Source organism: Rhizobium sp. TBD182 (assembly GCF_001950375.1).
GTDB classification, from domain to species: Bacteria; Pseudomonadota; Alphaproteobacteria; order Rhizobiales; family Rhizobiaceae; genus Agrobacterium; species Agrobacterium tumefaciens.
Genome location: NZ_BDLN01000001.1, coordinates 983,619 through 1,009,831 on the forward strand (window position 1 = coordinate 983,619; position 26,213 = coordinate 1,009,831).

31 protein-coding genes and 1 riboswitch are annotated in these 26,213 nt (G+C 59.8%); of the genes, 13 read left to right on the forward strand and 18 right to left on the reverse strand.

All coding sequences use genetic code 11. From position 1 onward, the window contains the following. Positions 1-374: 374 nt before the first annotated feature. The 4 genes from T18_RS04955 to T18_RS04975 all read left to right on the forward strand — a co-directional run bounded on the left by T18_RS04955 (position 375) and on the right by T18_RS04975 (position 4,304). Positions 375-1,385 (forward strand): ABC transporter substrate-binding protein, encoded by a 1,011-nt coding sequence (locus T18_RS04955; protein ID WP_013635689.1) that lies wholly within the window; start codon positions 375-377, stop codon positions 1,383-1,385. Between the two features lie 264 nt (positions 1,386-1,649). Continuing rightward, a complete protein-coding gene (locus tag T18_RS04965; protein ID WP_003511991.1) occupies positions 1,650-2,558 on the forward strand; it encodes an ABC transporter permease in 909 nt (302 codons plus the stop codon). Continuing rightward, positions 2,551-3,657 (forward strand): quaternary amine ABC transporter ATP-binding protein, encoded by a 1,107-nt coding sequence (locus T18_RS04970; RefSeq protein ID WP_038490272.1) that lies wholly within the window; start codon positions 2,551-2,553, stop codon positions 3,655-3,657. Before T18_RS04965 ends, T18_RS04970 begins: the two co-directional genes overlap by 8 nt. A gap of 365 nt (positions 3,658-4,022) precedes the next feature. Further along, complete coding sequence (locus T18_RS04975; protein WP_038490269.1) at positions 4,023-4,304, forward strand: hypothetical protein; 282 nt, start codon at positions 4,023-4,025, stop codon at positions 4,302-4,304. 10 nt (positions 4,305-4,314) lie between these two features. On the opposite strand, the gene dmeF is transcribed toward T18_RS04975, so the two are convergent. Together dmeF and dmeR are read right to left on the reverse strand one after the other, a co-directional pair. Continuing rightward, entirely contained in the window at positions 4,315-5,331 is a 1,017-nt protein-coding gene (dmeF, locus tag T18_RS04980) for a CDF family Co(II)/Ni(II) efflux transporter DmeF (RefSeq protein ID WP_038490267.1), read from the reverse strand. An 81-nt stretch (positions 5,332-5,412) separates the two neighbouring features. After that, positions 5,413-5,685, reverse strand: a complete 273-nt coding sequence (dmeR, locus tag T18_RS04985; RefSeq protein ID WP_003494395.1) for a Ni(II)/Co(II)-sensing transcriptional repressor DmeR — start codon at positions 5,683-5,685, stop codon at positions 5,413-5,415. Between the two features lie 127 nt (positions 5,686-5,812). Between dmeR and T18_RS04990 the strand changes: the two genes are divergently transcribed. The 4 genes from T18_RS04990 (at position 5,813) to T18_RS05005 (ending at position 7,958) form a co-directional block, all read left to right on the forward strand. After that, positions 5,813-6,166, forward strand: a complete 354-nt coding sequence (locus T18_RS04990) for a hypothetical protein (protein ID WP_003511979.1) — start codon at positions 5,813-5,815, stop codon at positions 6,164-6,166. A gap of 96 nt (positions 6,167-6,262) precedes the next feature. Further along, positions 6,263-6,676 (forward strand): MerR family transcriptional regulator, encoded by a 414-nt coding sequence (locus T18_RS04995; protein ID WP_025592768.1) that lies wholly within the window; start codon positions 6,263-6,265, stop codon positions 6,674-6,676. Positions 6,677-6,881: 205 nt separating this feature from the next. Continuing rightward, positions 6,882-7,370 carry a GNAT family N-acetyltransferase gene (locus T18_RS05000; protein WP_003511975.1) on the forward strand — a complete coding sequence of 163 codons (489 nt, stop codon included), beginning with the start codon at positions 6,882-6,884 and terminating at the stop codon, positions 7,368-7,370. A gap of 21 nt (positions 7,371-7,391) precedes the next feature. Further along, complete coding sequence (locus tag T18_RS05005; protein WP_038490264.1) at positions 7,392-7,958, forward strand: type 1 glutamine amidotransferase family protein; 567 nt, start codon at positions 7,392-7,394, stop codon at positions 7,956-7,958. Between the two features lie 103 nt (positions 7,959-8,061). Here the strand turns inward: T18_RS05005 and T18_RS05010 are convergent, their stop codons facing one another. The 6 genes from T18_RS05010 to T18_RS05035 all read right to left on the reverse strand — a co-directional run bounded on the left by T18_RS05010 (position 8,062) and on the right by T18_RS05035 (position 11,960). Then, positions 8,062-8,376 carry a hypothetical protein gene (locus T18_RS05010; protein ID WP_038490261.1) on the reverse strand — a complete coding sequence of 105 codons (315 nt, stop codon included), beginning with the start codon at positions 8,374-8,376 and terminating at the stop codon, positions 8,062-8,064. A 4-nt stretch (positions 8,377-8,380) separates the two neighbouring features. Beyond that, on the reverse strand, positions 8,381-9,097 hold the full coding sequence (locus T18_RS05015) for a CbtA family protein (RefSeq protein WP_038490258.1): 717 nt from the start codon (positions 9,095-9,097) through the stop codon (positions 8,381-8,383). 10 nt (positions 9,098-9,107) lie between these two features. Next, the gene (locus T18_RS05020; RefSeq protein WP_003494386.1) at positions 9,108-9,290 is read right to left on the reverse strand and encodes a CbtB domain-containing protein; all 183 of its coding nucleotides are present in this window, start codon (positions 9,288-9,290) and stop codon (positions 9,108-9,110) included. 166 nt (positions 9,291-9,456) lie between these two features. Next, positions 9,457-9,682: riboswitch (cobalamin riboswitch) on the reverse strand. Positions 9,683-9,773: 91 nt separating this feature from the next. Continuing rightward, positions 9,774-10,694, reverse strand: coding sequence for a c-type cytochrome (locus T18_RS05025; protein ID WP_038490255.1), 921 nt, complete (start codon positions 10,692-10,694; stop codon positions 9,774-9,776). A gap of 86 nt (positions 10,695-10,780) precedes the next feature. Next, positions 10,781-11,215 (reverse strand): c-type cytochrome, encoded by a 435-nt coding sequence (locus tag T18_RS05030; protein ID WP_013635681.1) that lies wholly within the window; start codon positions 11,213-11,215, stop codon positions 10,781-10,783. A 115-nt stretch (positions 11,216-11,330) separates the two neighbouring features. After that, the gene (locus T18_RS05035) at positions 11,331-11,960 is read right to left on the reverse strand and encodes a LysE family translocator (protein WP_003511960.1); all 630 of its coding nucleotides are present in this window, start codon (positions 11,958-11,960) and stop codon (positions 11,331-11,333) included. Positions 11,961-12,093: 133 nt separating this feature from the next. On the opposite strand from T18_RS05035, the gene T18_RS05040 reads away from it, so the two are divergent. After that, positions 12,094-12,819 carry a helix-turn-helix transcriptional regulator gene (locus T18_RS05040; protein ID WP_038490252.1) on the forward strand — a complete coding sequence of 242 codons (726 nt, stop codon included), beginning with the start codon at positions 12,094-12,096 and terminating at the stop codon, positions 12,817-12,819. A gap of 105 nt (positions 12,820-12,924) precedes the next feature. Here the strand turns inward: T18_RS05040 and T18_RS05045 are convergent, their stop codons facing one another. Together T18_RS05045 and T18_RS05050 are read right to left on the reverse strand one after the other, a co-directional pair. Then, a complete protein-coding gene (locus T18_RS05045) occupies positions 12,925-13,794 on the reverse strand; it encodes a metallophosphoesterase (protein ID WP_038490249.1) in 870 nt (289 codons plus the stop codon). Positions 13,795-13,926: 132 nt separating this feature from the next. After that, positions 13,927-14,529, reverse strand: a complete 603-nt coding sequence (locus T18_RS05050) for a superoxide dismutase (RefSeq protein WP_003511955.1) — start codon at positions 14,527-14,529, stop codon at positions 13,927-13,929. 220 nt (positions 14,530-14,749) lie between these two features. Between T18_RS05050 and T18_RS05055 the strand changes: the two genes are divergently transcribed. After that, a complete protein-coding gene (locus T18_RS05055; protein WP_205756756.1) occupies positions 14,750-15,094 on the forward strand; it encodes a hypothetical protein in 345 nt (114 codons plus the stop codon). Between the two features lie 4 nt (positions 15,095-15,098). Here the strand turns inward: T18_RS05055 and T18_RS05060 are convergent, their stop codons facing one another. Next, the gene (locus T18_RS05060; protein WP_038490243.1) at positions 15,099-15,641 is read right to left on the reverse strand and encodes a GNAT family N-acetyltransferase; all 543 of its coding nucleotides are present in this window, start codon (positions 15,639-15,641) and stop codon (positions 15,099-15,101) included. A 95-nt stretch (positions 15,642-15,736) separates the two neighbouring features. On the opposite strand from T18_RS05060, the gene T18_RS05065 reads away from it, so the two are divergent. Further along, the gene (locus T18_RS05065; RefSeq protein WP_038490240.1) at positions 15,737-16,624 is read left to right on the forward strand and encodes a LysR family transcriptional regulator; all 888 of its coding nucleotides are present in this window, start codon (positions 15,737-15,739) and stop codon (positions 16,622-16,624) included. A gap of 174 nt (positions 16,625-16,798) precedes the next feature. Here T18_RS05065 and T18_RS05070 read toward each other — a convergent pair whose 3' ends face one another. Both T18_RS05070 and T18_RS05075 read right to left on the reverse strand, forming a co-directional pair. Further along, positions 16,799-19,147 (reverse strand): methyl-accepting chemotaxis protein, encoded by a 2,349-nt coding sequence (locus T18_RS05070; RefSeq protein ID WP_038490237.1) that lies wholly within the window; start codon positions 19,145-19,147, stop codon positions 16,799-16,801. 260 nt (positions 19,148-19,407) lie between these two features. Further along, the gene (locus tag T18_RS05075; RefSeq protein ID WP_038490234.1) at positions 19,408-20,289 is read right to left on the reverse strand and encodes a branched-chain amino acid aminotransferase; all 882 of its coding nucleotides are present in this window, start codon (positions 20,287-20,289) and stop codon (positions 19,408-19,410) included. 393 nt (positions 20,290-20,682) lie between these two features. Between T18_RS05075 and tam the strand changes: the two genes are divergently transcribed. After that, a complete protein-coding gene (gene tam / locus T18_RS05080; RefSeq protein WP_025592746.1) occupies positions 20,683-21,453 on the forward strand; it encodes a trans-aconitate 2-methyltransferase in 771 nt (256 codons plus the stop codon). Positions 21,454-21,646: 193 nt separating this feature from the next. Here tam and T18_RS05090 read toward each other — a convergent pair whose 3' ends face one another. After that, the gene (locus T18_RS05090; RefSeq protein WP_038490231.1) at positions 21,647-22,015 is read right to left on the reverse strand and encodes a VOC family protein; all 369 of its coding nucleotides are present in this window, start codon (positions 22,013-22,015) and stop codon (positions 21,647-21,649) included. Between the two features lie 49 nt (positions 22,016-22,064). Next, on the reverse strand, positions 22,065-22,775 hold the full coding sequence (locus tag T18_RS05095) for a helix-turn-helix transcriptional regulator (protein ID WP_038490226.1): 711 nt from the start codon (positions 22,773-22,775) through the stop codon (positions 22,065-22,067). Between the two features lie 186 nt (positions 22,776-22,961). Here T18_RS05095 and T18_RS05100 point away from each other — a divergent pair, with 186 nt between their 5' ends. Then, on the forward strand, positions 22,962-23,789 hold the full coding sequence (locus T18_RS05100; protein WP_013635670.1) for an aldo/keto reductase: 828 nt from the start codon (positions 22,962-22,964) through the stop codon (positions 23,787-23,789). A 21-nt stretch (positions 23,790-23,810) separates the two neighbouring features. Here the strand turns inward: T18_RS05100 and T18_RS05105 are convergent, their stop codons facing one another. The 3 genes from T18_RS05105 to T18_RS05115 form a co-directional block, all read right to left on the reverse strand. After that, positions 23,811-24,422, reverse strand: a complete 612-nt coding sequence (locus T18_RS05105; RefSeq protein ID WP_038490223.1) for a LysE family translocator — start codon at positions 24,420-24,422, stop codon at positions 23,811-23,813. A gap of 125 nt (positions 24,423-24,547) precedes the next feature. Beyond that, the gene (locus T18_RS05110) at positions 24,548-25,354 is read right to left on the reverse strand and encodes an AraC family transcriptional regulator (RefSeq protein ID WP_038490219.1); all 807 of its coding nucleotides are present in this window, start codon (positions 25,352-25,354) and stop codon (positions 24,548-24,550) included. A gap of 69 nt (positions 25,355-25,423) precedes the next feature. Further along, a complete protein-coding gene (locus T18_RS05115; protein ID WP_038490216.1) occupies positions 25,424-26,182 on the reverse strand; it encodes an SDR family oxidoreductase in 759 nt (252 codons plus the stop codon). Positions 26,183-26,213: the final 31 nt, after the last annotated feature.

Here is a 26,213-nt window from a genome sequence, read left to right on the forward strand (position 1 = left end):
TTAAATAACATCTTTATCGACATTGAATTTTTATTTCCAGTTGCCGCAACTCATAATATATCTTCCGCAAACGCAAATAATTCCCATGTATTACGTCACCGGAAAAAATGTTCCGGAAATCGAACGCATGGCTGCGTTGCGCCATTTCGCATTGCAATATCACTTTTCGGCCGTATTATCCGGGCCGTTGACATATTCATGCGCCTTTTCGCCGCCTTTCTCGCGGCAATCCTGCAGCACGTCTTGCGGATAATCTTATCGCCGGATTTTTTCGGCTTTTTCATGCGCCATGTCAGTTCGCCCTTGGCAATCCGGGCTTTGCAGTGCTCCCGCTTTGCCAATTGAAAACACTGCATCAGACTTGGAGGTCTCCCATGAAGAAACTCCTGGCCTCGACCATTCTCGTAACGGGCTTTACCATCGCTGCCGGTGCAGCAAATTCCGCCAACGCCGCAGAAACATGCGGCAGCGTCACCATCGCCGAAATGAACTGGGCGTCCGCCGGTGTTGCGGCTTACGTCGACAAGTTCATCATGGAAAACGGCTATGATTGCACGGTCAACGTCATCAGCGGCGACACCACTCCCACATTCACCTCCATGAATGAAAAGGGCCAGCCGGATATGGCGCCCGAAATGTGGGTGAATACCCTTGGCGCCCCCTATGAGGACGCCGTCAAGAAGGGCAACCTGATCCAGGAAAGCAAAATCCTGAGTGAAGGTGGCGTTGAAGGCTGGTGGATTCCCAAATATCTCGCCGACGAACACCCCGATATCAAGACAGTTGAAGACGCACTCAAGCATCCCGAGCTTTTCCCGGCGCCGGAAGACGCCAGCAAGGGTGCCGTGTTTGGCTGCCCGCCGGGCTGGGGCTGCCAGCCAACGACCGCCAACCTGTTCAAGGCACGCAAGGCCGATGAGAAGGGCTTCGCCCTGATCGATACCGGCTCCGCCGCGGGCCTCGATGGCTCGATCTCCAATGCCTATGAGAAAAAGCAGGGCTGGCTCGGCTATTACTGGTCCCCGACGGCCATTCTTGGCAAGTACGACATGGTGAAACTGGACGATGGCGTGGCACTCGACCGCGAGGCCTACGACAATTGCATCGCCAAGCCTGATTGCGCCGATCCCAAGCCAAACGCCTATCCGGTGGCAGAGGTATTCACTGTTGTCACCAAGGACTTCGCCGAGAAGGCCGGTCCTTCCATCGACTACATCCGCGAGCGGCAGTGGGACAACGAGACCGTCGCCAAGGTTCTTGCCTGGATGGATGAAAACCAGGGCACCAACGAAGACGGCGCGGAATATTTCCTCGAGAACAACGAGGATATCTGGACGAAGTGGGTTTCGCCCGAGGTGGCGGAGAAGATCAAGGCTTCGATGTAACGCATCCGCAGGAGGGAAAAGCTTGGGTTTGTATCCGTAGCTTACCCCCCCTCTGCCCTGCCGGGCATCTCCCCCTCAAGGGGGGAGATCGACCTGCGGCAAGGCCTCGCTCCACTCCAACCTAGCGGATGAAGCGATGTGGCGCGTCTTGCCGATCTCCCCCCTTGAGGGGGAGATGTCCGGCAGGACAGAGGGGGGTGCCCGCACGCTCCAGCGACTCCATTGTCCCTCCCATTCATCCAAACCAAAGGGAAAATAACAATAATGGCCCTCTGTAACTATCTGCCGGATATGCTGTGCAAGTTTCCGGCCATCGATAACGGCACGATGCGTGTGGCACGCAAGACCATCGATGACGGTTTTCGCGATATCGTGCGCAATTACGGCGATGCGATCGATGTGATCGTGCATCCACTGCAGCTCTTTCTCAACTCCTCGGAGCGGCTGTTCATCCAGACCCCGTGGATCGTCACCATGCTGGTCATTCTGGCGATCGTGCATCTGGCCGGGCGCAGCTTCAAGATCACCGGTGGCACGGCCATCTCCCTGCTCATGATCGGCGCAGTCGGCCTCTGGCGCGACGCCATGACGACGCTTTCCATCGTCGCCATCGCCACGCTGATCGCCATCGTCATCGGCCTGCCGCTCGGCATTTTGATGGGACGCTCCGAACGGTTGCAGCGTATCATCAATCCCGTGCTCGACGTGATGCAGACCCTGCCAAGCTTCGTTTATCTCATCCCCGTGGTGGTGATTTTCGGCATCGGCAAGGTACCGGGCCTGATCGCAGTGGTGATCTACGCCATTCCACCCGTCATCCGCCTGACCAGCCTCGGCATCCGCCTGGTAGACCGGGAAGTGCTGGAAGCCGCCGATGCCTTCGGCTCCTCCAACGGCCAGAAGCTGTTCAATGTGCAGCTGCCGCTGGCGTTGCCCACCATCATGACCGGCATCAACCAGACCATCATGATGGCACTCGCCATGGTCGTCGTCGCCTCCATGGTCGGTGTCGGCGGGCTCGGCAAGAATGTGCTGCAGGCCATCAACAACCAGTTTTTCACGGTGGGCTTCCTGAACGGTTTCGCTCTGGTCGCCATCGCCATCATGTTCGACCGGGCAAGCCAGGCTTTCGGCAAGCGCCTGCAGAAATACCGCGAGGTCTCCCATGGCTAAAAGCATTGAAATCAGGAATCTTTACAAGATCTTCGGCAAGCATCCCGAGAAATATCTCGAAGCGGTGCGATCAGGCATGGACAAGGTCGAGCTGAACGACAAACACAACCATGTGCTCGGTCTCAACAACATCAACATCACCATGCCGGGCGGCAAGATCACCGTGGTCATGGGGCTTTCCGGTTCCGGCAAGTCGACGCTGATCCGCCACATCAACCGGCTGATCGACCCGACCGCAGGTGAGGTTCTCTACGACGGCGAGGACATTTGCGGCATGAGCACTTCGGCGCTGCGGAAATTCCGCCGTCACAAAACGGCGATGGTGTTCCAGAAATTCGGCCTCCTGCCGCATCGTACCGTGCTGGAAAACAGCGTCTACGGCCTCGATATTCAGGGCATGCCACGCAAGGACAGCGAAGAGAAAGGCCGTTACTGGCTGGATCGTGTCGGTCTTGCCGGCTATGAGGATTATTATCCGAACCAGCTTTCCGGCGGCATGCAGCAGCGTGTCGGCCTTGCCCGCGCGCTTGCCAACGATGCCGATATTCTCCTGATGGACGAGGCTTATTCGGCTCTCGATCCGCTGATCCGTGTCGATATGCAGACGATGCTGCTGGACCTTCAGCAGGAGCTGAAAAAGACCGTGGTGTTCATCACTCACGATCTGGATGAGGCTTTGCGGCTCGGCGACCATATTGCCATTCTGAAAGACGGCGAAGTGGTGCAGCAGGGCGACGGCCAGAGCATCATCCTTTCCCCTGCGGATGGTTACGTCACCGACTTCGTGCGCGACGTCAACCGCAGCCGCGTGCTTCAGGCGACCACCGTGATGGAACCGCTGACGGCGAAACCCGAGGGCATGTCGGTGCCGGAAAACGCGACTCTGGAAACCATCGCCCGCGATATGTCGGAGGCGAACGAAACCAGCGCCCATGTGGTGGATGAAGACGGCAAGCCAGTCGGCGCCATCGGCCTCGACACGCTGGTGGCGGCGATGGTCACGCCGGCACCTCAGGAGGCAGATCTCAGGTTGGCAGTCGTGGAGGAAGCGGAAAAAATCCCGGAACCGGCGGCGCCTGTGGAGAAGGAAACCGCGTAATCCGGCACCAACAGGATTTGCCTTTCTTTCAGAGGACCGAAAAAGCCCCAGCCCCGCTGCGCAAAAGACATCGGAGCTGCCTGGCCGCGTCCAAACTCTTTCGTCATACCGGCCTAGAGCCGGCATGACGGGAGTTGGGGTGTTTGGCGCCAGAGTTTGAGCGGCACAACAGGGTCGCCATGGCGAGCACGACGCGAAGTGTGGGCAAGGCCGGCAATGCCCGCCTTCCCATCCAACCATGCAAAAACGAAGCACCCCTTTGCCACGTGTCAAGCCGGGAAAGACATTGCAATGCAGCAAGCGCAAGCTTCGGGCAAGCCGCCGCCGTTAACCATTTGTTAACTTTTGAACGCGGAATCACTGGCATGCAGATCGAAAGCAATATTGGCGGATACAATTATCAGGCTCGTGTCCGCGACATCGAAAAACCCGGCAGCGCGCAGAGCGCGCCCGAGGAACAGGCCGTTAAACGCGGCCCCGGCAACCCGACCGTTTCCAGCACCGTTCTTTCCCGTTCGCTGGCCAACGTGCTGTGGGCCGTCGGCAATGGCAGCGCGCCGGCCCACACGCCGGCTGCGACCTCCGCCGAAGACAAGGCAGAAGCGCAGGCCGAATGGGTGCGCAGCGCCTATTCCGAATACGAATAGATGATTCCGATCAGGCCCTTGCCGGGCTGACCTCCACCGTTACATGTGAGAGTTCATGTATGGCTGCAAGCTTCTGCTTGTAGAAAGCCGGCGCCTTCGGCACCTGCGAGTGGATGGCGACAATGGCGGCGTGATGCCCAGGCCCCACCTGCCAGACGTGCAGGTCGGTGATGCGATCTTCTTCCGTTTCCACGCTTTCACGAATTTCCTGCGGCAAGTCCTCCGTCAGCGGAACCGCATCAACCAGCGTCGTTGCCGTGGAGCGAATGAGTCCCCATGACCAGCGGGCAATCACCACACCGCCGACAATACCCATCAACGGATCGAGGAAGGACCAGCCGTTCCACTTGCCGAGCAGCAGCGCGACAATGGCGAGAACGGAAGTCAGCGCATCGGCGAGTACATGCAGATAGGCTGCGCGCAGATTATTGTCCCTGCCGCCCTTCGCACCGTGCTCGCCGTGATGCGCGTGCGAGCCGTGATCGTGATGGGCGTGGCTGCCATGGCCGTGATGGGCATGCGAACCATGTGCGTGACCATGGCCATGGCCATGGCCGTGATCGTGGTTATCCTTCAACAGCACGGCGCTGACGAGATTGACGATAAGACCGATGACGGCGACGAGGATCGCCTGATTGAAGTCGATCTGAACAGGATTGAAAAGCCGCATCGCACTTTCGACGGCGATGAGCAGCGCCACCACCGCCAGCACGATGGCGCTGGCAAAACCGGCGAGATCACCGAACTTGCCGGTGCCGAACGTGAAGCGCGGATTGCGCGCCTCACGCCGGGCATAGAGATAGGCCAGCGCCGAGATGAGCATTGCGCCCGCATGGGTGGACATGTGCCAGCCATCCGCCGTCAGCGCCATGGAACCGAACCAGTGGCCGGCGACGATCTCCGCCACCATCATGACTGTGGTCAGCGCAATCACCATCCACACGCGCTTTTCATTGCGCTCATGGTTCCGGCCTAGGAAAACATGGTCGTGGCCGGACGCTGCGGAAAATTCGGATGTCGTCGTCATGTCGCTAATCCTGTTCGATCCTGGAATATTCTGTTTCACGCATGTCTTTTCCCAAAGCCGCGGACACTTTTGGGAGAGAGGTTAGCGGATGTAGGTCTTCAGCACCTGGGCCAGCTCTTCCGCCGCACGCGCCCGCTCGTCTTCATTTTCGGCGTGCACGACGTGCTCATGCAGATGTTCCTGCATCACCTCCCCCGTCAGGCCGGAAAGCGCACCGCGCACCGAGGCCAGCAATTGCAGCACCTCGCCGCAGGGCTTGGAATCGTCCAGGGCACGCTCCACCGCCTCCATCTGCCCCTTGAGGCGACGGATGCGAGCGAGAAGCTTCTCCTTGTTGCGGATCGTATGGGACATGAATACCTCATATACTATAGGGGGGTATACTATATTGCGACGTTTTTTGGTTCAAGCCCTGCGCGACGCAATCTTCGCGAATGTTTCGACCCCTAAAAATACCCCATGAAACTTAGGGGACTCAGTCATGACGACTATCGCAGCAACAACCAGCAGCTATTACGCAACTCCGGTCCGGACCCTTGAGCCGACAAAGACCAGGGAAACCAATGCAACCACCGAGGCCCTGCTGGAACTGACACGGGCGGCACACCGCGCGATTTCCAGCGCCGAGAGCGTTGCCGTTTCCGCCGCACCTGCCGCCGCCAGCGTTTCCGCCGGCCTTGCCGCAGCACTTTGGAACCTGGACAGCGGCGCACAGGCCAGAACCGAACCGGCGGTAGATATCGCCGCATCAGCGCAGCCTGACGCCGCCTCCAGCATCGAGACAGAAGTTCTCAAAGCCCTGGCGCAGGCACTCGGCGTGGATGCCGCCGCCTGACACCCATTGAACGGCAGGCTGAAAAGCTATATCTCTAGAGACTAGAGCATCCGGTTCGTTCTTGTCCCGGCTGCTCTTGAGGATATGGAGAAGGCAATGCTGTCCATCGGTGAATTGTCCAAACGTACCGGCGTGAAGGTTCCGACGATCCGCTATTATGAGCAGATGGGCCTCATCCGCGAGGCAGACCGCTCGGAAGGCAACCAGCGCCGTTACGAAAAATCCGATCTCGAAAGGCTGGCTTTCATCCGCCATGCCCGCGATATCGGGCTCAATATCGACGCCATCAGAGAATTGATCGCGCTCAGCCAGCACCGGCAAATGCCGTGCGAGGGTGCGGATCGCATTGCCGCCGAACACCTCGCCCATGTGCGCGAAAAAATCAGCAGCCTCAAGAAGCTCGAGCATGAGCTGGAACGTATCGTCTCTCATTGCCATGGTCATTCGATCGAGGATTGTTACGTCATCCGCGCACTTTCCGACCATGGCATGTGCGAAGGCGAGCATTGAGGCTAAACAGCAGGCTTGACAGATTTCAGATTCGAGCGCATTGCATGGACATGATCAACGAACGCGCACCCATCTCCTGCTCGTACTTTTGGGCCTACCTGTAAAGGGCGGCTCGACAGATCATTTTGTCAACAAGCCGCCGTCAGGCGGCTTTGTTGTTTTTCAAGCGTCCTGACGGCACCGATAAAACCGAAGGACCAGAAAAATGACCGAAGATAGTTCCCTTACACTGGAAAGACCGCCCGTCGTCATCATTCGTGGCGCACGCAAGACCGATTTGCCTGAGCTCAATGAGATGATCACCCTGCTTGCCACCTTTCATGGCGATGCGGCGGCGATTACGCCGGCGAAACTGGAACGCGACCTGTTCGGCCCGCTTCCCTGGGTGCATGGGCTGGTGGCGGAAGCCGACGGCGCATTGATCGGTTACGCCCTGATGCTGCCGCTCTACAGGGCGCAGGAAGGCCGCCGCGGGCTTGAGCTGCACCATCTTTTCGTGCGTGACGGTCACCGCGGCCATGGCACCGGCCAGCACCTGGTTTCCCGCGCCCGCGATATCGCCAAGCGCCTCGGTTGCGACTATCTTTCCGTCAGCGCCACGACCGGCAATGTCGCCGCGCATCGTTTCTACGAAAGCATGGATTTCGCGCCGCGCCCGGTCACCGGCATGCGCTACATGCAGTCTATCGCCTGATTGCAACCTTCGGAGACGGTCATGACACGGATTGCCATTGCGCTTGCGCAGGATTTTGCGGACTGGGAACCGGCGCTGCTTGCCGCCGCCGCGCGCGGCTATCTCGGCGTCGAGATCGTTTACGCAACCCCGGACGGCCGGCCCGTGGTTTCAATGGGCGGGCTCAACGTTACGCCCGACACATCCTATGATGCGCTTGATCCTGCTAACATCGATGCGCTCGTCATTCCCGGCGGCCTCGGCTGGGAAAAGGGAACGGCTGTCGATCTTGGCGGGCTGGTACAGCGGTTTCGCGAGAAGGGCCGACTGGTTGCCGGCATCTGCGCGGCTGCCAGCGCGCTTGCAGGCACGGGCGCCCTTGATGACGTCGCCCATACCGGCAATTCGCTCGCCTCTCACAAGGCCTCTCCGTCCTATCGCGGCGAAGCGCTCTATCGCGACCAGCCGAAGGCGGTCAGCGATGGCGGCATCGTAACCGCAGCCGGCAGTGCACCGGTCAGTTTCGCAGTGGAAATTCTGAAACACCTCGGCCTCTTTGGTCCGGAAGCCGAGGCGGAACTTCAGGTTTTTGCGGCGGAGCACCGGTGAGGCTCAGCTTGGTGTCGGGAGTTTTGCGGATCCTCCCACCTCATTCCTGTGCTTGTCACAGGAATGAGGTGGTGGGGAAGTTAAGCCGCGAGACCATCACAAATCACCCCCGATCAAGCACCCGGCAGACACGGGGCGCGACATCCCCGCACTCCCCCGCAATCGCACGGCGGATATCGCGGCTGTTGAGATGCAGACTGCGACCGGCCGGCAAAGCCGAGCGTTTTATCTTGGCAAGGGCTGCGGCCGTAAAGGCAGCCTCATTCTCATGAAAATAGGCGAGCGCCGCTTCCCGTTCCGGACTGGCGCCAAGGACTGCCTTGAATGCAAGGCGGTGCACGGCGCAGAAAGCGCCGTGACCGGGAACGGCAAAACGCAGCGCGTCGAGTTCCTCACTCCATTCGGCTGCGTCCTGCATGGATTTAAGCCTGCTGGAAGCGCTTCAGGAAAAACGCGCTCAATGTTCCGAGCAAGGCCCAGAAGACAAAGCTGGTCACGGTGGCGGCGACGATGAACTGCCGTTCCAGCGGCAGCGGTGCCAGCGCATGTTCACCTTCCGGCGGCAGGGGCGCGCCCACCACATGTGGTGCAACGATCAACACCAGTGCGAGCACGATTGCCCAGGGTTCGCGGCGGAATGCGATCAGCGCAATGCCGCCTGCGGTCGCCGCAACCGTCGAAAGCCACCAGATTTGACGCGCCTCAAGCGCGGCCGCCGGGCTGCCCGGTAGTTCCGGCGGCAGGCCGATCATCGGCGCAAGCATGACGGCGGCAAAACCGGCCACACCCCACAAAAGGCCTTCGCGCCAGCCGGCATCGGTGCCGCGCAGCGAGATGAGGCCGGTCAGCACCAGCGCATAACCGATGGCGGTCAGCACGTTGGCGGCGACCGTATAGGCGGTGCGCTCGAAGCCGTCGGCCGGAGACCAGGCTTCCTCGTTATGTTCGTGCGCGGGAACGGCAGCGCCGGTCGTGGCCGGAGCATCGTGGCTGTGGGGCGCTTCGCCACCCGCATTTTCATAGGTTTCCGCCTTCAGGATCAGCGGCGTGGTGCCGAAAGCCTGCATGGCCGAAACGGCGAAGCCGCCAACGATGCCGACGAGGACGGCGGTAAAAACTATACTGCGAAAGAACGACATGCTTCCCACCTCAATGGCAAGGGAAAGCATTGGCATGACGTGTGTCATGCGCGGCGTTGTGAACGGCTTCCACATGCGAAAAGCCGACAAAACCGACGACGAACAGACCAAGCACGATCGCCGTCAGCGATTGCGCGAAGCTGCCCGTTTTTGCTGAAACGGCGGCATTTGCCGTATTCTGGTTGATAGACATGGTGACCCCTCTTACGGCGCGACCCCGCGCCTTTAGACGCGGCGGAACGGCAAAACGCCGTGCAGCCGCATGCGATACACTTCACCACGGGGATACGAGACTGACACAGGGCGGCACGTCCAAGCGCCACCACCCTGAAATTCCGCTCTTCCGGACACCCCGCCGGCATGGACATTTCCGTGATGGCAGGTCTCCTGGCTTACGGGTCAAAACCTGAAACACCTTCCCGGCATTGCCCTCGCCCATATTCGGCGAGATGCTTACCAGTGGCATTTCGTTTCAGGCTCTCCGCTCACAGTTGCGGGGGCAGCCACGAATGAGGATGTCTCCCTATCGTGTTCCCTTTTCACCTTCCGGAACGCCCGGAAGGAACCATCACAGGATCGTTATCCGATGGGTGTGGGTTGGAGTCAATGGCAGGCCAGCGTGAGAATTGCGCGCCGTGGCTGGATGCCGGATCAAGTCCGGCATGACGGCAAAAGGCTACCGTGCCGGGATGGCCTTTAGATAGGCGGCGATCGCATTTCGATCATCGGCCGTCAGATGCGCCATGTTCTGCTGCACCTTGACCATGGAGCCGCCGACGCTGTCGAATTCCGGGGTGAAGCCGGTTTCCAGATAGTTGGCAATATCGGCCGCCTCCCAGCTTCCGACGCTCTGCGAGCCGGGGGTGATATCGGGAATGCGGCCCTCGCCTTCGGGATTGGGACCACCGGCCAGCCATTTGCCATCGAGAAAACCGCCAAGCGCATTGCGCGGCGTGTGACATTCGCCGCAATGGCCCGGGCCTTCCACCAGATATTGGCCGCGCAGCAATTCGGCATTGGCATCGGCAAGCTCGACGCGGGGTGGCGCGGATGTATCGAAATAGAGGAATTTCCAGCCGCCCAATGCCATGCGCATGTTGAAGGGGAACGGCAGTTCGTGATCCGGCGCGTCATTCTGGCTGGCGGGCAGAACCCGCAAATAACCGAAGAGGTCGTTGATGTCCTTCTGCGTCATGCGGGCATAGGAGGCGTAAGGGAAGGACGGGTAAAGATGTTCGCCGTTCTTGCCGACGCCGCGCGTCATCGCATCGCCGAATTCCGAAAGCGTCCAGCCGCCAATGCCATGCTGCGGATCGGAGGAAATATTGGGCACATGGAAGGTGCCGAAGGGGCTTTTCAACGCTTGCCCGCCCGAAAGCGTCAAAAGCGCATCGCCCTTGGCATCTGGTGCCGCATGGCAACTTGCGCAGCCACCCGCCCAGAACAGCGTTTCGCCATTGGCAAGGTCCGGCTCGCCAAGGCTCACCCAGTGGCTGGGTGCCTGACGCACAGGCGCGGTGACCCAGGCGAAAATGCCGAAACCGGCAATGGCCGCCACCGCGATCCCGCCCGCGAGCTTCGTCCAAATGGAGGCCATGACCCCTCTCCCCATTATTACCTGATGAGATCAGGCATCATTCCCGCTGAAAAAAACGCCGCCGGGAAGCGGCGTTCTTAATAGGATCACTTCTTCAGACGGTAGGTCTGGTGGCACGCACCACAATCGGCACCGAGGGTCTGCATGGCGGCGGTGACGCCTGCCTGATCGGCGGGAAGGCTGGCGAGGACCTTGTCCGCATCGGCACCGAGCTTGGCGGCCTTGGACTTGAAGTCATCGAAATTTTCCCAGATCGCGGGTGCCGCAGCACTGCCGGTCTCGCTGCCCGGGGGAAACTGGTCGGGGAAAGCCTTGGCGTTGGTGCTGATGGTCGTCACGGCAGCCTTTACGGCTTCGGCGTCATAAGGCTTCTGGCCCTTGGAGATGGCAGCAAGCGCCCCCATGGAGCCGCCGATCTGCTTCATCATGCCTTCACGTTTTTCGACTTCGCCGGCAGCGAAGACCGCTCCGGCGCAAAGACAGCCGAAAAGCATGGCCGCCGCGATGGTTTTCAGTTTCATACACTCTCTCCTTGATTCCGGCAGATGCTGAACGCGCGATAACGGCGCGAGGATGCCCTTTCCGCATGGCGAAAAGAAGTCACATTGCAGTGAATTTCCCCAAGAAAACAGAAGTCTAGGAGAGTGCTTCCCAAAGCGTAACCAGGGCTGCGGCAATCAGCATGAAACCGGCGGCGCGGCCGATGAAAATCGTCGCGGCAGGCGAGGAAACGAGCCATGCCCGGCTTTTATCCGCCGTCAGCGCCAGAGCGCCATAGACCGTGAACTGCGTGATGGCCACCATCGCGCCCATTACCAGACCCTGCATCCAGATTGGACCATAGTCAGGTTTGAGGAATTGCGGATAGATCGCCATCATGAAGAGATAGGCTTTCGGATTGGAAAGGCAGGTGAGAACGGCCCGCCAGAACGCCTTTCTGACAGAGGCGCTCGCCTGCGCCTCATCGCCATTGACGGTGATGGCGCTGCGCATCAGGCCGACGCCGATCCAGACCATGTAAGCGGCGCCGGCGACCAGCAGCGGCAGGAACAGCGACGGCATCCAGGCGGCGAGCATGCCGACGCCCAACGCACCGTAAAGTGAATGCACCATGCCGCCGGCGCTCATGCCGCTTGCGGCGGAAAGCCCGGTTCTTTTGCCACCCGTCAACGCACTTGCCAGCACGAACAGCATATCCATGCCCGGCAGGATGATGATGCCGAACAGGACCAGAAAGAAAAGCCAGAGATTTTCGGCGTAACTCATGTCAGTATCTCCCAAAACAGTTTTCGACACATTCGGGAAAACTCATGTTTCTCAATGTGTTTTGCTGCTTATAGGAAAAGCCAACTGACAGCGTTGTGTCAGTTGCGTTGGGAAACCACCGGGAAAAACGGCAATGCGCAAGGCATCGAGACTGTTCGAGATCATCCAGATCCTGCGGGTGGCGCGCAGGCCGATCACCGCGCAGACCATTGCCGAGGCACTGGAGGTCACGGTGCGCTCGGTCTATCGCGATATTTCGGCCCTTCAAACCATGCGCGTGCCGATCGAAGGCGAACGCGGCGTCGGTTACATCCTGCGTCCCGGCTTCAACCTGCCGCCACTGATGTTTTCCATCGAGGAGACGGAGGCGATCGTGCTTGCGCTCGCCATGGTCGCGCGCACGGGCGATACCGAATTGCGGCAGGCGGCCAAAAAGGTCAGCGACAAGATTGCCGCATCCCTGCCCGAACCCCTGTCGAAAACCCTGTCGGCCAATGCCCTGCACGCCTGGGGCAGCATCGCGCCCTCACCCGCCGGCGTCGATCTTGCCATGGTCAGGCGGGCGGTGCGCGACGAGGAGCGGTTGGACATAACCTATGGCGATGAAACCGGCACCGAGACCCGGCGGCAGATCCGGCCCATCGCCACGATCTATTATTCGGAGACGACCAATATCGTCGCCTGGTGCGAACTCAGGCAAGCGATCCGCAATTTCCGCTCCGACCGCGTTCTGACCTGCAAGACAACCGGCAGCTTTTTCAAGATGGAAGGCGAAAGGTTGCGGCAATTGTGGATGAGCGGCTGGCAGAGCAATCAGCTTGGGACTTCGGAACGAACGACGAATCAAGCCGGCGCGTAAAAGCAACTGATTTAGCGCGTCTTTCAATCTTCGTTGTGTGTCGGTGCCCCCGTCTCAACCGCCATTCCTGTGACAGTAATGACGGTTGAGAGGGTGGTGCTGACTTCAAAGCACGGCAGCGTTATGCCGCAAATGCTCCAGCACCCTATCGTCTTCCCGCCCGAAACCGCGGATGACGATTCGGTCGGCAAACACATCGGCAATGGCGAAGGTGTTCTGGTCGGGCGTATCCACCATGCCCTTAAAGTTGACGAAGTGAGTGTTGCCCTGCACCCCGTAATTGCCCTCATGATTATGGCCGCTGAACCATGCGACGACCGAAGGGTGTACATCAAGAAGATCAACGATGCGGGGCGCGTCCCACATATTATGGGCGTTGTCCGGATAGACCGGATAGTGGCAGAGAATGACCACTTTTTCACCCGCCGCATCCGCCTTTTGCAGAACGGTCCGCAGCCATTCGAACTGTTCGTCGCTGAGCGACGCATTCCAGTCCTGCGCATTGATCGCACCCACCTCTTGCAGGCGCCTCAGACGCTCTTGCGCCAGCGTGCGGCGCGGATCGCCCGGCGGCGGGGCAAACAGGCTGACCTCGTTGCCGTCAAGCACCACGAAACGTATCTCACCGATGGTGAAATCATGCCAGGGCGACGCCATGCCGAGGCGGGCATGAATGGCCGACAAGTGTTCGGCGGCAACGGCGAAATCGTGATTTCCCGGCAGCATCACCGAAGGGTGGCGAAGCTGCTCGTAGACGCCAAGGATCGCATCGAAATTTTCAAAACCGCGATCGATGATATCGCCCAGCGTTACCACGAAGGCCAGTTCCTCGCGATTGAAGGCGTCGATCGCTTCGCCAAGCTTTTTCGGGCTTTCGGCATAATACCGGCCCATATCCGGGCGGGGTTCGGCATCGGCATATTGGGGATCGGCAACGATGCCGAATGAGAAGAGCGGTGTGGTTTTTTCAGTCATGATGCGCCGCGATAAACCGGGCGGATGACAGGCTTGTGACAAATGGGAGCGACACGCTGGATTGTCGATCTCAAAAGCAGAACACCCGGCCTTTGGGGGGCCGGGTGCTCAAAAAATTACAATCCGCAAAACTTACTTGGAAGCGGCTTCGTAACGCTCCAGGACGTAGTCCCAGTTGATGAGGTTGTCGACGAAGGCTTCGAGGTACTTCGGACGCAGGTTGCGGTAGTCGATGTAGTAGGAGTGTTCCCATACGTCGACGCCGAGGATCGGTTCTGCACCATGAACCAGCGGGTTTTCGCCGTTCGGGGTCTTGGAGATTTCGAGCTTGCCGTTCTTGACGGAAACCCATGCCCAGCCGGAGCCGAACTGCGTGGTGCCGGCAGCGATGAAATCAGCCTTGAACTTGTCGTAACCGCCGAGATCGGAGGCGAATGCCTGTTCCAGCTTGCCCGGCAGCTTGTTGCCGCCGCCGTCCTTCTTCAGCCACTTCCAGAAATGGACGTGGTTGTAATGCTGGGCAGCATTGTTGAAGAGACCAGCATTGGTGCCAAAGGACTTCTTCACGACTTCCTCAAGCGAAAGGTCGGAAAGACCGGCTTCCGCCGCCAGCTTGTTGCCGTTGTCGACATATGCCTTGTGGTGCTTGTCGTGATGGAACTCGAGCGTCTCGCGCGACATGTATGGTGCAAGCGCGTCGTAGTCGTAGGGGAGTTCAGGAAGTTCGAAGGCCATGGTTTTTACTCCTTTTTGCAGCGGGTTACCGCTCCTAGAAACCGTGTGAGCGGACCATAGGAGCGAACCTCTGTTTGGGCAACCTGTGAAATATCAAAATGTTCCGACAAAAGAGAAAATTCCTCTCAAGCCAGCCGCCACCACATTTGTTTCACAACCCTGGCGTACCGTTTTCCACCCTATCGGTTCGCTTTTGATGAAATTGCAGGAAGGAAATTCCATGACCCGCTCCATGATCCATCGGGCGCTGCTTCTCGCCGCCTTCTCCTCGCTGGCGCTTCCGGCCGTCGCATCGTCTGACGATGCCTGGAAGGAATTCGTGGCGGATGTGCAGACGGCGTGCCTTGGCGCCGGCAAAGACATGATCGAGGACGCCAAGGTGGTGGTCGATCCGGTGGGCAGCGAGAATTATGGCCTCGCCGTCCTCACCGGCAAGGCCAAGGGCGCGGATGCGACGATCAGCCATATCTGCGTTTACGACAAGAAGACCAAGGCCGTCGAACTCGGCAGCGAGCTTGCCGGCGATACGCTGAAGGTTGAAATCCCTGGTTCCACCAAGCCCTGAGGTTTCAGAAACGGGGCGTGGTGTCGCCATCGCCCAGCGCGCGCTGCATCAGCACCGTGTCCAGCCACTGGCCGTGTTTCCAGCCGATGGACTTGAATGTGCCGACATGCTCGAAACCGGCGGCGCGGTGCACACCGATGGACGCGGCGTTGGCGCTATCGCCGATGACCGCAATCATCTGCCGGAAGCCGCGCGAAGTCGCATCCTCGATCAGCGCATCGAGCAGCTTGCGGCCAATTCCCATGCCCTTCTTGGCCGGATCGATATAAACGGAATTCTCCACAACAGCACCATAGGCCGGGCGCGGACGATAGGCGCCGGCATAGGCATATCCGGCTACCTTTCCGTCGATTTCGGCGACGAGATAGGAGTAGTTGCCTTCCACCAGCAGTCGGCGGCGCTCAAGCATCATATCCACGCTTGGCGGATCGATCTCGAAGCTGGCGCGGCCATGCAGCACGGCATCCCGGTAGATTTCGGTAATGGCTGGAATATCCGCCTCCTTGCAGGGGCGGATGGTAAGGCTGGAAATTGTGGGAAGGGTCATTCTCGTGTCCTGTGGTCATTCACGGCATTATTGTGCATTGCGGCTCAGTCAAAATAAAGATTATCTGTCTTATACAAACGATAAGGTTTTCTTTGATGATGGACCTCGATCTGCGGCAGGTGCGCAGCTTCATGGATGTCGCCGATCTCGGCAGCTTTTCCGCCGCAGCCGATAAGGCGGGGCTGACGCAGCCGGCCATCAGCCTGCACATCCGGCTGCTGGAAAAGCAGCTCGGTGTGCGGCTGATCGAACGGGTCGGCAGGCGCGCGCAGCCGACGGCGGCGGGCCGGGACTTTCTCATCCACGCAAGACGGATTGCGGAAGAAGTGGCGCATGCCATCGATACCGTAGCCCCTCATCGCAGCGGCGTGACGGGACGCCTGCGCATCGGCACGGGCGCCACCGCCTGCATCTATCTTCTGCCGCCAGTGCTGGGCAAAATCCGCCAGGTGATGCCGGGGATAGACATCGTCGTGCAGACCGGCAATACCCACGATATACTGAGGCTTCTCGAAGCCAATACGATCGATGCGGCGGTGGTGGCCCTGCCGGCCAGCGGCCGCAGCTTCGATATCAGCGACATCCATCTCGATGAACTGGTCGCGGTTTTCCCGCTTGGAACCATCAGCGACGCAACAATCCTGAATGCCGAGACGCTTTCGACACAGCCATTGCTGCTTTACGAGGGCGGCAATACGCGCAAGCTCGTGGATCAATGGTTTTCGGCAAGCGGCCGCACCGTTCAACCCGCCATGGAACTGGGCAGCGTCGAGGCCATCAAGAAACTGGCGGGTGCGGGCCTTGGCCTTGCCATCGTGCCACGCATGGCGATGGAGCATGAAGGTGCTGCATCGGGGCTTGAATGGCGCTCGCTCGAGCCGCCGCTCGAACGGCGGATCGCCCTTGCCCTCAGACGCGACAAGCACATGACCGCGTCACTAAGGGCGCTCGCTGCTGCATTGCCAAACCTGCAGAAACGATGAAGCCCGCGTCGGTTTCGGACGCGGGCTTCGATCTGTTGATGCTTGCGACTTTTTTATATCGTCATGCCGGACTGGATCCGGCATCCAGCCACGGCGCGTCTGCGCCGTGAGAAGAGTCGTACGCGATCAGAGACTTGACCGCGCTGGACCCCGAAGCCAAAGGCAATCTCGTCCTCAGAACTCGGTCCAGTCATCACCCTTCACGGCCAGCGCGGCATTGCCACGCGAAGCAGTGACCGGGCGGGATCTGGACGGCTGGGAGACGGGTGCACGTGCGGGGCTTGCCTCTCGCATGTGCCTTGCCGTCTCGCGCAATGCGGAGGTCTGCTGGCCGAGCTGGAACTGCGCCAACAAAGCCTGGAGATTGGCACATTCCTGCGCAAGACCCGCACCGGCCGCATTCATTTCCTCAACCATCGCGGCGTTCTGCTGCGTAGCCTGATCCATGTGGTTGACGGCGGTGTTGACCTCGGAGAGACCGGCGGACTGTTCCTGCGCCGCGGTGGCGATGGCGTCCATATGGGTGTTGACGGACAGTACGAGCTGCTCGATCTCGGAAAGCCCGACGCCAGTATCGGCGACAAGCTTCACGCCTTCACCCACCGCAACGGCTGACGTGTTGATGAGCTGCTTGATTTCCTTGGCGGCCTTGGCGGAACGCTGGGCCAGTTCGCGCACTTCCTGTGCAACGACTGCAAAACCCTTGCCCGCATCGCCCGCCCGCGCCGCCTCGACGCCCGCATTCAGCGCCAGAAGGTTGGTCTGGAAGGCGATTTCGTCAATAACACCGATGATCTGGCCGATCTGGCGCGAGGAATGCTCGATGCGTTCCATGGCGGAAACGGCATCGCGCACCACCTTGCCGGAAAGATCGGCCTTTGCCCTTGCCTCACGCACCGTGTCACGCGCATCGCCTGCCCGCTTGGAGGTGGCCGAAACATTGGCGGTGATCTCTTCCAGCGCGGCAGCGGTCTCTTCCAGAGAGGCAGCCTGCTGCTCCGTGCGGCGGGAAAGATCGTCGGATGCCGACGAAACCTCGTGAGCGCCGCCATTTACCGTCTGCACGGACTGGCCGACACTTGTCAGCGCTTCGCGCAGTTGAACGACGGAGCTGTTGAAATCGTGCCGCAGCGCCTCGAATTGCGGTGCGAACGGCGTGGCGATCTCGCAGACCATGTCGCCGGAAGCGAGACGACGAAGACCGCCCGCCAGCGAACCCGTGGCCTGATTGAGCCGTTCTTCGGCCTCGGCCTCGGCGCGCTGCTGCAACTCGATACGGTCCCGCTCGGCCCGCTCGCGGTTGGCCAGGGCTTCGGATTCCAGCTGCCTGTTGCGGATTGCCGCCTCGCGGAAGATTTCCACGGCGCGGGCCATCTCGCCGATCTCGTCGCCGCGTTTTGCGCCGGCGACATCGATCGAAAGATTGCCGCCCGAAAGCTCCATCATCGCGTTGGTCAGGCGGCTGATCGGCCGGGTGACGCGGCCGACGATGACGGCAAGCGAGAGGATACAGAGCGCCAGCGTCGCGATGAAGACGACGAGATAGATCATCGCATCGATGAAGGCGTCCTGTTTGGCCTGTGCGGCATTTGCGTCCAGAACAACCATGGCGGCAGAAGCGATTTTCGCAATCGTGCCGAGGTTTTCGGTGACGGTGGTGCGCCAGCTGTCCATGGTGAAGGCAGGCGTGCGACCATTCATGAGATCGTCGATGAGCTTGGCGCGCTGCGTGCTGAAATCGCCCTTGAAGTAAGTCTTGTCCGCCGTGGCGTAGATATCCTTGAGCGATTGTGGCGTCGATTCATGCGTAACCAGATCGCCGGTCGCTTTCCAGGCGAAAGCCGCACCGGCATCGAATGCGCCGAGCTGCTGCATCTCCTGCGCCGTCAGTGGACGGTTCTGGGCAACGGCAGCGTTGAGAATGACGGTGGCGCTGCCGCCAAGGGCACGGGCAGACCAGCCGTAAGACCGCAACTGGATCAAACCGGTCTGACCCTGATCGAGAGAGCGAACGGTGCCTTCAAGCGCCGTCGAGCCCGCCTCGAGCGAGGCGAGGAAATCGCCGCCGAGCGCCATGACCGTCTTGTCGAGACCGCCTTCGCGCCGGTCAAGCGGCAGCGAAACGTTGGCGTCAACCTTCTTTCGCAATTCGACGAACTGCGCGTAGACATCTTTCACGCGCTTCAGCGGTGCCTGAAGCTGCGTGTCTTCAAGCGACGAAGACTGCGTGAGGAATGCCGTCATGGCAGCATCCACCTTCTGGCGTGCGGCCTGCACGCTGGCGACGCTGCCCGTCGATTTCGACGGATCGAGCGTCAGTGCCGTGGCGCTGTCGCCGCGTTCACTGCGGAAATTCAAAAGAGCGTTGAAAAGAAGCTTGTCGAGCGAGACGAGTTGCGCAACCTCTGAAAAGGTGCCGGCGCGATTGGCCGACCGCCACAACTCGTTTCCGACCAAACCGGCCAGCGCGAGGCTGATGGTAAGAAAAAATCCTACAAGTACATTACGAATGCTGAAAGACATCTGGCGGCCCTCGTTAGCCGGAAGGGAAGATGCTGCAAACTACGTGTGGTTTGTCTAAAATTGATTAAATTCCCCTCAGTTTTCGCGGGAAAATACTGCACTGCAAAAAACAAAAGGCCACGGCAAACGGAACGCCTGCCGTGGCCCTGATCGAAATACGTGTCAGCTTTGCCCACCAGACAGAAAATCACATTCGATTTTCGTCCGTAACGATGCGCAGATCAAAGAGAGTCAGAGCGTCCGGCGGGACTCACGGCGCTCTAGACGTCTGCGCCGAGACGTGACCAATCCATGTAAAGATCGAGCGCCTTGCGGGCGACCGGGCCTGCCTGCAATGCGCGGTCATCCAGTTTCACAACAGGGGAAACCTTGGAATAATTGCCCGAGCAGAAGATTTCATCGGCCCCGCGGAAATCCTCGACCGACAGGGTCGCTTCGCGCACTTCGAAACCGGCCTGGCGCAGAAGGCCCATCACCCGCGAACGGGTGATGCCGGCAAGGAAGGTGCGGTTCGGAACCGGGGTGAAGACGACGCCGTCCTTGACCATGAAGACGTTGGACGATGCCGATTCAGCGACATTGCCGTTCATGTCGCACATCAGGGCGTTGTCGAAACCGCGTGCACGGGCTTCCAGAATGGCGCGGCCGCTATTGGGGTAAAGGCTACCGGCCTTGGCATCCGTCATCGCGGTTTCCGGTGAAGGACGGCGCAGCGGCGAGACGGTGAGTGTCAGCGATGCGCCGGCATTCATCGGCGCTTCGAAAAGGCACAGCGCAAAACGGGTGGAATTGGCATCGGGCGCGACGACGCTGCCCGGCGAACCGTGTTCTGCCCAATACATCGGCTTGATGTAGATTTCAGTCTTGCCGTCGAATTTATTGACGCCTTCCAGCGCCAATGCCTCGATCTCTTCCGCCGTCATGGTCGGCTTCATGCCCATGTTAATGGCCGAGCGGTTGACGCGCTGGCAATGCAGATCGAGATCGGGAGCCACGCCATCGAACCAGCGCGCGCCGTCAAACACCGTGGAGGCCAGCCACATGGCATGCGAGGTCGGGCCGATGAGCGGCGGATTGCCGGGCAGCCATTGACCATCAACATAGGTCCAGGTGGTTGATCGGGGTGCGGTATCGACGGTCATGACTGTCTCCTGTCTTGAGCATCTCCGCCTTTCTGCAAAAAGCGAAAGAGCTCCATCTTTTTCGTCCTGCCACATTGCCGCACGCAAAACCGCTCCGCACTTTTGCTGGCAATGCTCTGAAATCGGCGGGAGTGAATGCCTCTGACCGGGTGAGGTCAAGTTTTAATTGCCGCCATGTCTTATTTTGACGGAAAATAACAAATGCATGCCCTGACAAAGACGTTTTGTGAGGCGAAACAAAAGGTTGATGAATAGATCCATCACAATAATTCATGCATTGGATGATGGCGGGGGGATTTCGCCCATGCGATGCTGGCAGTCTGACGGCGCTTGCAACGCCCTTTACAATTCTTGTTCGCCGATCCGAATGCAACACGTCAGCAGGAGAAAATCATGGCATGGTCCGCCCAGCAATATCTGAAATTTGAAGACGAGCGGACACGCCCGGCAAGGGATCTTCTGGCGCAGGTGCCGCTGGAGCGCGTGCTGAACGGTTACGATCTGGGCTGCGGCCCGGGCAATTCCACCGAGCTTTTGACCGATCGTTACGGCGTTAACGTCATCACCGGCATCGACAGCGACGACGACATGCTGGAAAAGGCGGCGGACCGGCTGCCCAACACCCGTTTCGGCAAGGCCGATCTCGGCAACTGGCGGCCCAGCCAGAAGGCGGACCTGCTTTATGCCAATGCGGTGTTCCAATGGGTGCCGGATCATCTTGCCGTTCTTTCGCAGCTGATGGACCAGCTGGAAAGCGGCGGCGTTCTTGCCGTGCAGATGCCTGACAATCTGCAGGAGCCGACACATCGCGCCATGGAGGAAACGGGAGCAGACGGCCCCTGGAAGGACAAGTTTGCGGATGGCAAATTACGCCGCAAACCCCTGCCCGCGCCATCAGCCTATTTCGATGCGCTGACACCGAAATCCGCGCGGGTGGATGTGTGGCACACCATCTACAACCACCCCATGAAGGATGCGGAAAGCATTGTGGAATGGGTGAAGGGCACGGGTCTGCGCCCATATCTTGCCGCCGCCGGCGAGGAACACCGCGAGGCCTTCCTCAACGACTATACGAGGCGCATCGCAGCCGCCTATCCGCCCATGGCGGACGGCCGGCTGCTGTTGCGTTTTCCGCGCCTGTTCGTGGTGGCGGTGAAGAAGTAGCGTAGTTTTCGCCTCCCCTCATTCCTGTGCCTGTCACAGGAATCCAGCCAGCCCAAGTCCTTGGGCTGGAAAGGCTCTCTCGCCGCGCAGACGCGCGGCGGCTGGATCCCTGTGACAAGCACAGGGATGAGGAGAGCTTAGAGTACGACATGGCTACGACACTATTTAGCCAATCGGCCTCAACGCATTATCTCTAACCCGCGAAGGCGTAGACCCTCAGACGATGGCCGTCGGGGTCGGCCGCAGTGAATGTGTAGCCGAAGTCCATCGTGCCGGGCTGCTGCAAAATGGCGATGCCCTTTGTCTTCCAGTCGGCGAAGGCTTCATCCACCTGCGCATCACTTTCGACGCGGAAGGCAAGCTCGCCGCCACCGCCCGTGACCGATGCCTTCGGCTCCACCGTATGCCTCGACCAGAGGCCGAGCTTCATGCCGTTTTGAAGCACGAAAAGGGAGAATGTCGGAGAGGCTTCGACCGGCTCTGCGCCGAGCAGGGCTTTATAAAATTCCGTGCTGGCCGGCGGGTTGTCGACGTAGAGAATGGTGAAATCGGGGTGGGTCATGGCTGTTCTCCTTGAGTTGCGGATGAACAGGTTCTAGACCCCCGTGCTGTCAGTTTTTGTCAGCATGATTTTGTTGCCGTCGCTGTTTTTCCCGCTCGCGCCACTCCTTCAGCAGGGACTGGCGGCGGCGGGGATAACGCTTGTCCAGAGGGTTGAAGCTCTCGATGCGGTCGGCCCGGAAACTGCGGAAATCCTGCCGCGTCTCGCACCATGCCAGCACCACCCGCACCAGATCGAAAAAAGCGAGCGCGAAGGGCCAGATCACCCGCTCCGTCAATTCTCCCTTCTCGTCGCGATAGGTCATCACGACCTTGCTCTCCTTGCGAATAATATCGCGAATGGCGACGAGATCGACGTGGATGGTGGCCATGGCCTGCCCGGGGCCGACAAGCAGGGTGGAATTATCGAGCTCCTCACGCAGGGCATCGGGCAAAACGGCGGCGATCTTGACGAGTGCTGCGCGGGCGGCCTGCGCCAACCCCTCATCGGCACGGCCCGCGACCCATCGCGACCCGAGCACAAGCGCCTCGATCTCCTGCTGCGAAAACATCAGCGGCGGCAGCAAAAAACCGGGACGCAGCACATAACCCACACCCGCCTCGCCCTCGATGTCAGCACCCTGCGCCTGAAGCGTTGCTATATCGCGGTAAAGCGTGCGCAGGCTGACGCCGGTTTGAGCGGCCAGCGCCGTACCGCTGACCGGCATGCGGTGGGCGCGCAGGATCTGCAACAGATCAAGAAGCCGTTGTGAGCGCGACACGCGTGGTTCCTCCACATTCCGATCATGCCATCTACGACGTTTCGCCATCGACTGGTAGCCTCGCGCACAGCGCCTCGCAATGGCGAGACGCTTGAAACCAATGGCGCGGACACCAGTTAATAAAAGACCGCTTCCCCATCCGGCAGTCCTTGCCGGCCATGTTTGCAATAAACAGGAGAGACATGCATGTATGACGTCAACGCGAATGGCGCGAACATTCCCGCCCTCGGTTTCGGCACCTTCCGCATTCCGGAAGAGGATATCAGGCGCATTTTGCCGGAGGCGCTGAAACTCGGTTTCCGCCATGTCGATACGGCCCAGATCTACAAGAATGAAGGTGCGGTTGGCGAAGTGATCGCAAAGTCCGGCATTTCCCGGCACGATATTTTCCTGACCACCAAGGTCTGGGTGGACCGCTACCGCCACGCTGATTTTCTCGCCTCCGTCGATGAAAGCCTGCAAAAGCTGAAGACGGATTATGTCGATCTCCTGCTGCTGCACTGGCCGAAAAGCGATGTGCCGCTGGCGGAAAGGATCGGCGCGCTGAACGACGTGCGCAAGGCCGGAAAGGTGCGCAATATCGGCATTTCCAACTTCAACGTGGCGCTTACGGAAGAGGCGGTCAAACTCTCCGACACGCCGCTTGCCACTAACCAGATCGAATACCACCCCTATCTGGACCAGACGAAGGTGATTGCGGCCGCGCGCAAACACGGGCTTTCGGTCACTGCCTATTATCTGATGGCGGATGGCAAGGTGCCCGACGATTCGGTTCTGAAGGATATTGGTGCAAGGCACGGCAAGACGGCCGCACAGGTGGCGCTGCGCTGGGCGGTGCAGCAGCCGGATGTCGTGGCGCTTTCCAAGACCGCAACCGAAAGCCGCCTCAAGGAGAATTTCGACATTTTCGATTTTGCGCTCTCGGAAGAGGAAATGCAGGCGATCCACGCGCTTGCCAAACCCGATGGCCGCATCGTCAACCCCGGTCACCTCGCGCCCGACTGGGACGATTGACTGCGTGAACCCGGTCCGGTCTCACCGCTGCGTCAACGCCAGTTTCGCCCCGAGCGCCACAAACGCGGCGGCGAAACTGCGTCTCAGCCAGGTGAGTACGGCCGGGCGCGCCACAACCTGCCGCCTGACCGAGGCGGCAAAACAGCCGTAAAGCGCAAAGACCAGAAACGTCATGGCCATGAAGATCAGCCCGAGATCGACCATGCGCCACGTCGGAGAAACCTCCTCCGGCGCGATGAATTGCGGCAGGAAAGCAAAAAAGAAGATCGACAGTTTCGGGTTCAGGAGATTGATGAGGATAGCCTCACCGATGACCCGCCCTGCCTTGCGGTGCTCCTGCTTGTCGTCGATCTTCAGCGCCCCATCTTCCCGAAGCGTGTTCCACGCCATGTAGAGCAGGTAGGCGACACCCAGATATTTGATCACGCCGAAGGCAAGGGCGCTCGCGTGCAGAATGGCGGCAAGTCCGGTGATGGCGGCCAGCAGATGCGGCACGATGCCGAGCGTGCAGCCGAAAGCCGCGACGACGCTCGCCTTCGACCCTTGGGACAGGCCGGCGGCCAGCGTGTAAACCACGCCTGTTCCGGGAGAAGCGGCGATGATCAGGGATGTGATGAGGAATTCGGGCGTCATGGATTCTGCAGGTCCTGTTGAACGGAGGACAGGAGCATGACTGTGTCCGGCGCGGGGGTCTTGGATGAAATTGCAGCGTTGAGGCTTGGAGGCTCGCGTCTGTAGCCCTATTACCCCAACCTGCGCTACGAAGCCGCCGCCCTATACGCCGCGGGCGTCACTCCGAACTGCCGTACGAAAAACCTGTTCAAATGGCTCTGGTCGGAGAAACCGGCGAAAAACGCCACATCTGCGGGTGGAGCACCCCTGGCCAGCGCACCCCGTGCCAGATGCAGGCGTCGCTGCAAAAGGTAGCTGTGCGGCGTCAGCCCCGTGGTCTTGCTGAAGGATCGCAGGAAGCGGAACTGGCTCATGCCGGCCTCCTGCGCCAGATCGGTTAGGCGCAATGGCAGGGCAGGATCGTCATCGATCCTGCTTTTCGCCCGTCTTATGCTATCGGGCGCTGCCGTCTCGCGTGGTGTTGCCACCGTTTCCATTGCACCCACGAGCAGCATAAGGAGGGTCTCGTCGCAGCGAAGGGTGTCACCCGGGCGATCAGTTGCCGTCACGGCTGAAAAAAGCGCACGGAACCGGTCCGCCAGAGGCCTGATGTCGACCGGATAGGCGAATTCGAAAAAGCCATGATCCTTTTCGATGATATCGGCAATGGCGGCCTGCACGATATCGATGTCGAGATAGATCATCCGCCAGGCGCGCCCGCCCTCTCCCAGCGGAATGCCGTCATGAACCTCACCCGGATTGACGGTGATGACATGGCCGGCTTCAGCCTCCACCATGCCGCGCCCGCTCAGCGATTTCTGTGCGCCGCGCTCCACAAGGCCGATGCCGAACTGGTCGTGCATGTGACGTGGAAAAGAGCGGTCGCTATCCGCAACCACGGCAGCAATACCGGGCATGGCGGTTTTCGGCATGAGGAATTGACGGCTGCCCATGAAAAGCTGGCGCTCCCTTTAAAGAGCGCCACGCTATCACAGGCGATGCGTCCGAGACAGGGCCGAGTCTTACGGATGCATGCCGTTGACCATCGAAAACACCTGATCGAAATTGCCGTTCTGCGCGGCGAAACGCAGCGGCTTGCAGCGTTCCACAACCACTTCCTTCTCATCCGGGCGACCGCCGAGAATGTCCATCACTTCCGAAATGAAGGCCTCGAGCGGCATGGCTCTTTCGTCGCTTGCCTGGCCTTCCCCCATCAGCGTCGTCTGCACATAGGGCGGCACGATTTCGATGACCTCAACCGAGGTTTCTTTCAGCTGTTCGCGAAGTGCGACCGAGTAGGCATGGATGGCCGATTTGGTGGCGCTGTAGGTTGGGGTGACCACCATGGGCACGAAGGCCAAGCCGGAGGATACGGTCAGCACTGTCGCTTCAGGCTGCTTGAGGAAATGCGGCAGCAACGCCGCCGTCAGGCGAATGGGCGCCAGAAGGTTGGTGGCGATGGTTTCCTCCGCCGTATCCAGATAGTCCGGGGCCGAGGAGATGTCCTCCGGCCGCATGATGCCGGCATTGTTGATGACGGCGTTGAGCGTCGGATGTGTCTTGATGAGATTGTCGGCGAAAGAGCGGATGCCTTCGGCGTCGGTCGCGTCCATGACCATCGCGGCCATGCCGGGATTGGCGGCCGTTACCTCATCCAGCACATTCTGACGGCGGCCGGAAATGACGACCTTGTTGCCCAGCCGGTGAAACGCTTCCGCCAGCGCCCGGCCGATGCCGGAGCCGCCACCGGTGATGAGAATGGTGTTGCCTGTCGTTTTCATCGAAAAATCCTCTGCCTGTTGGATGACGGGA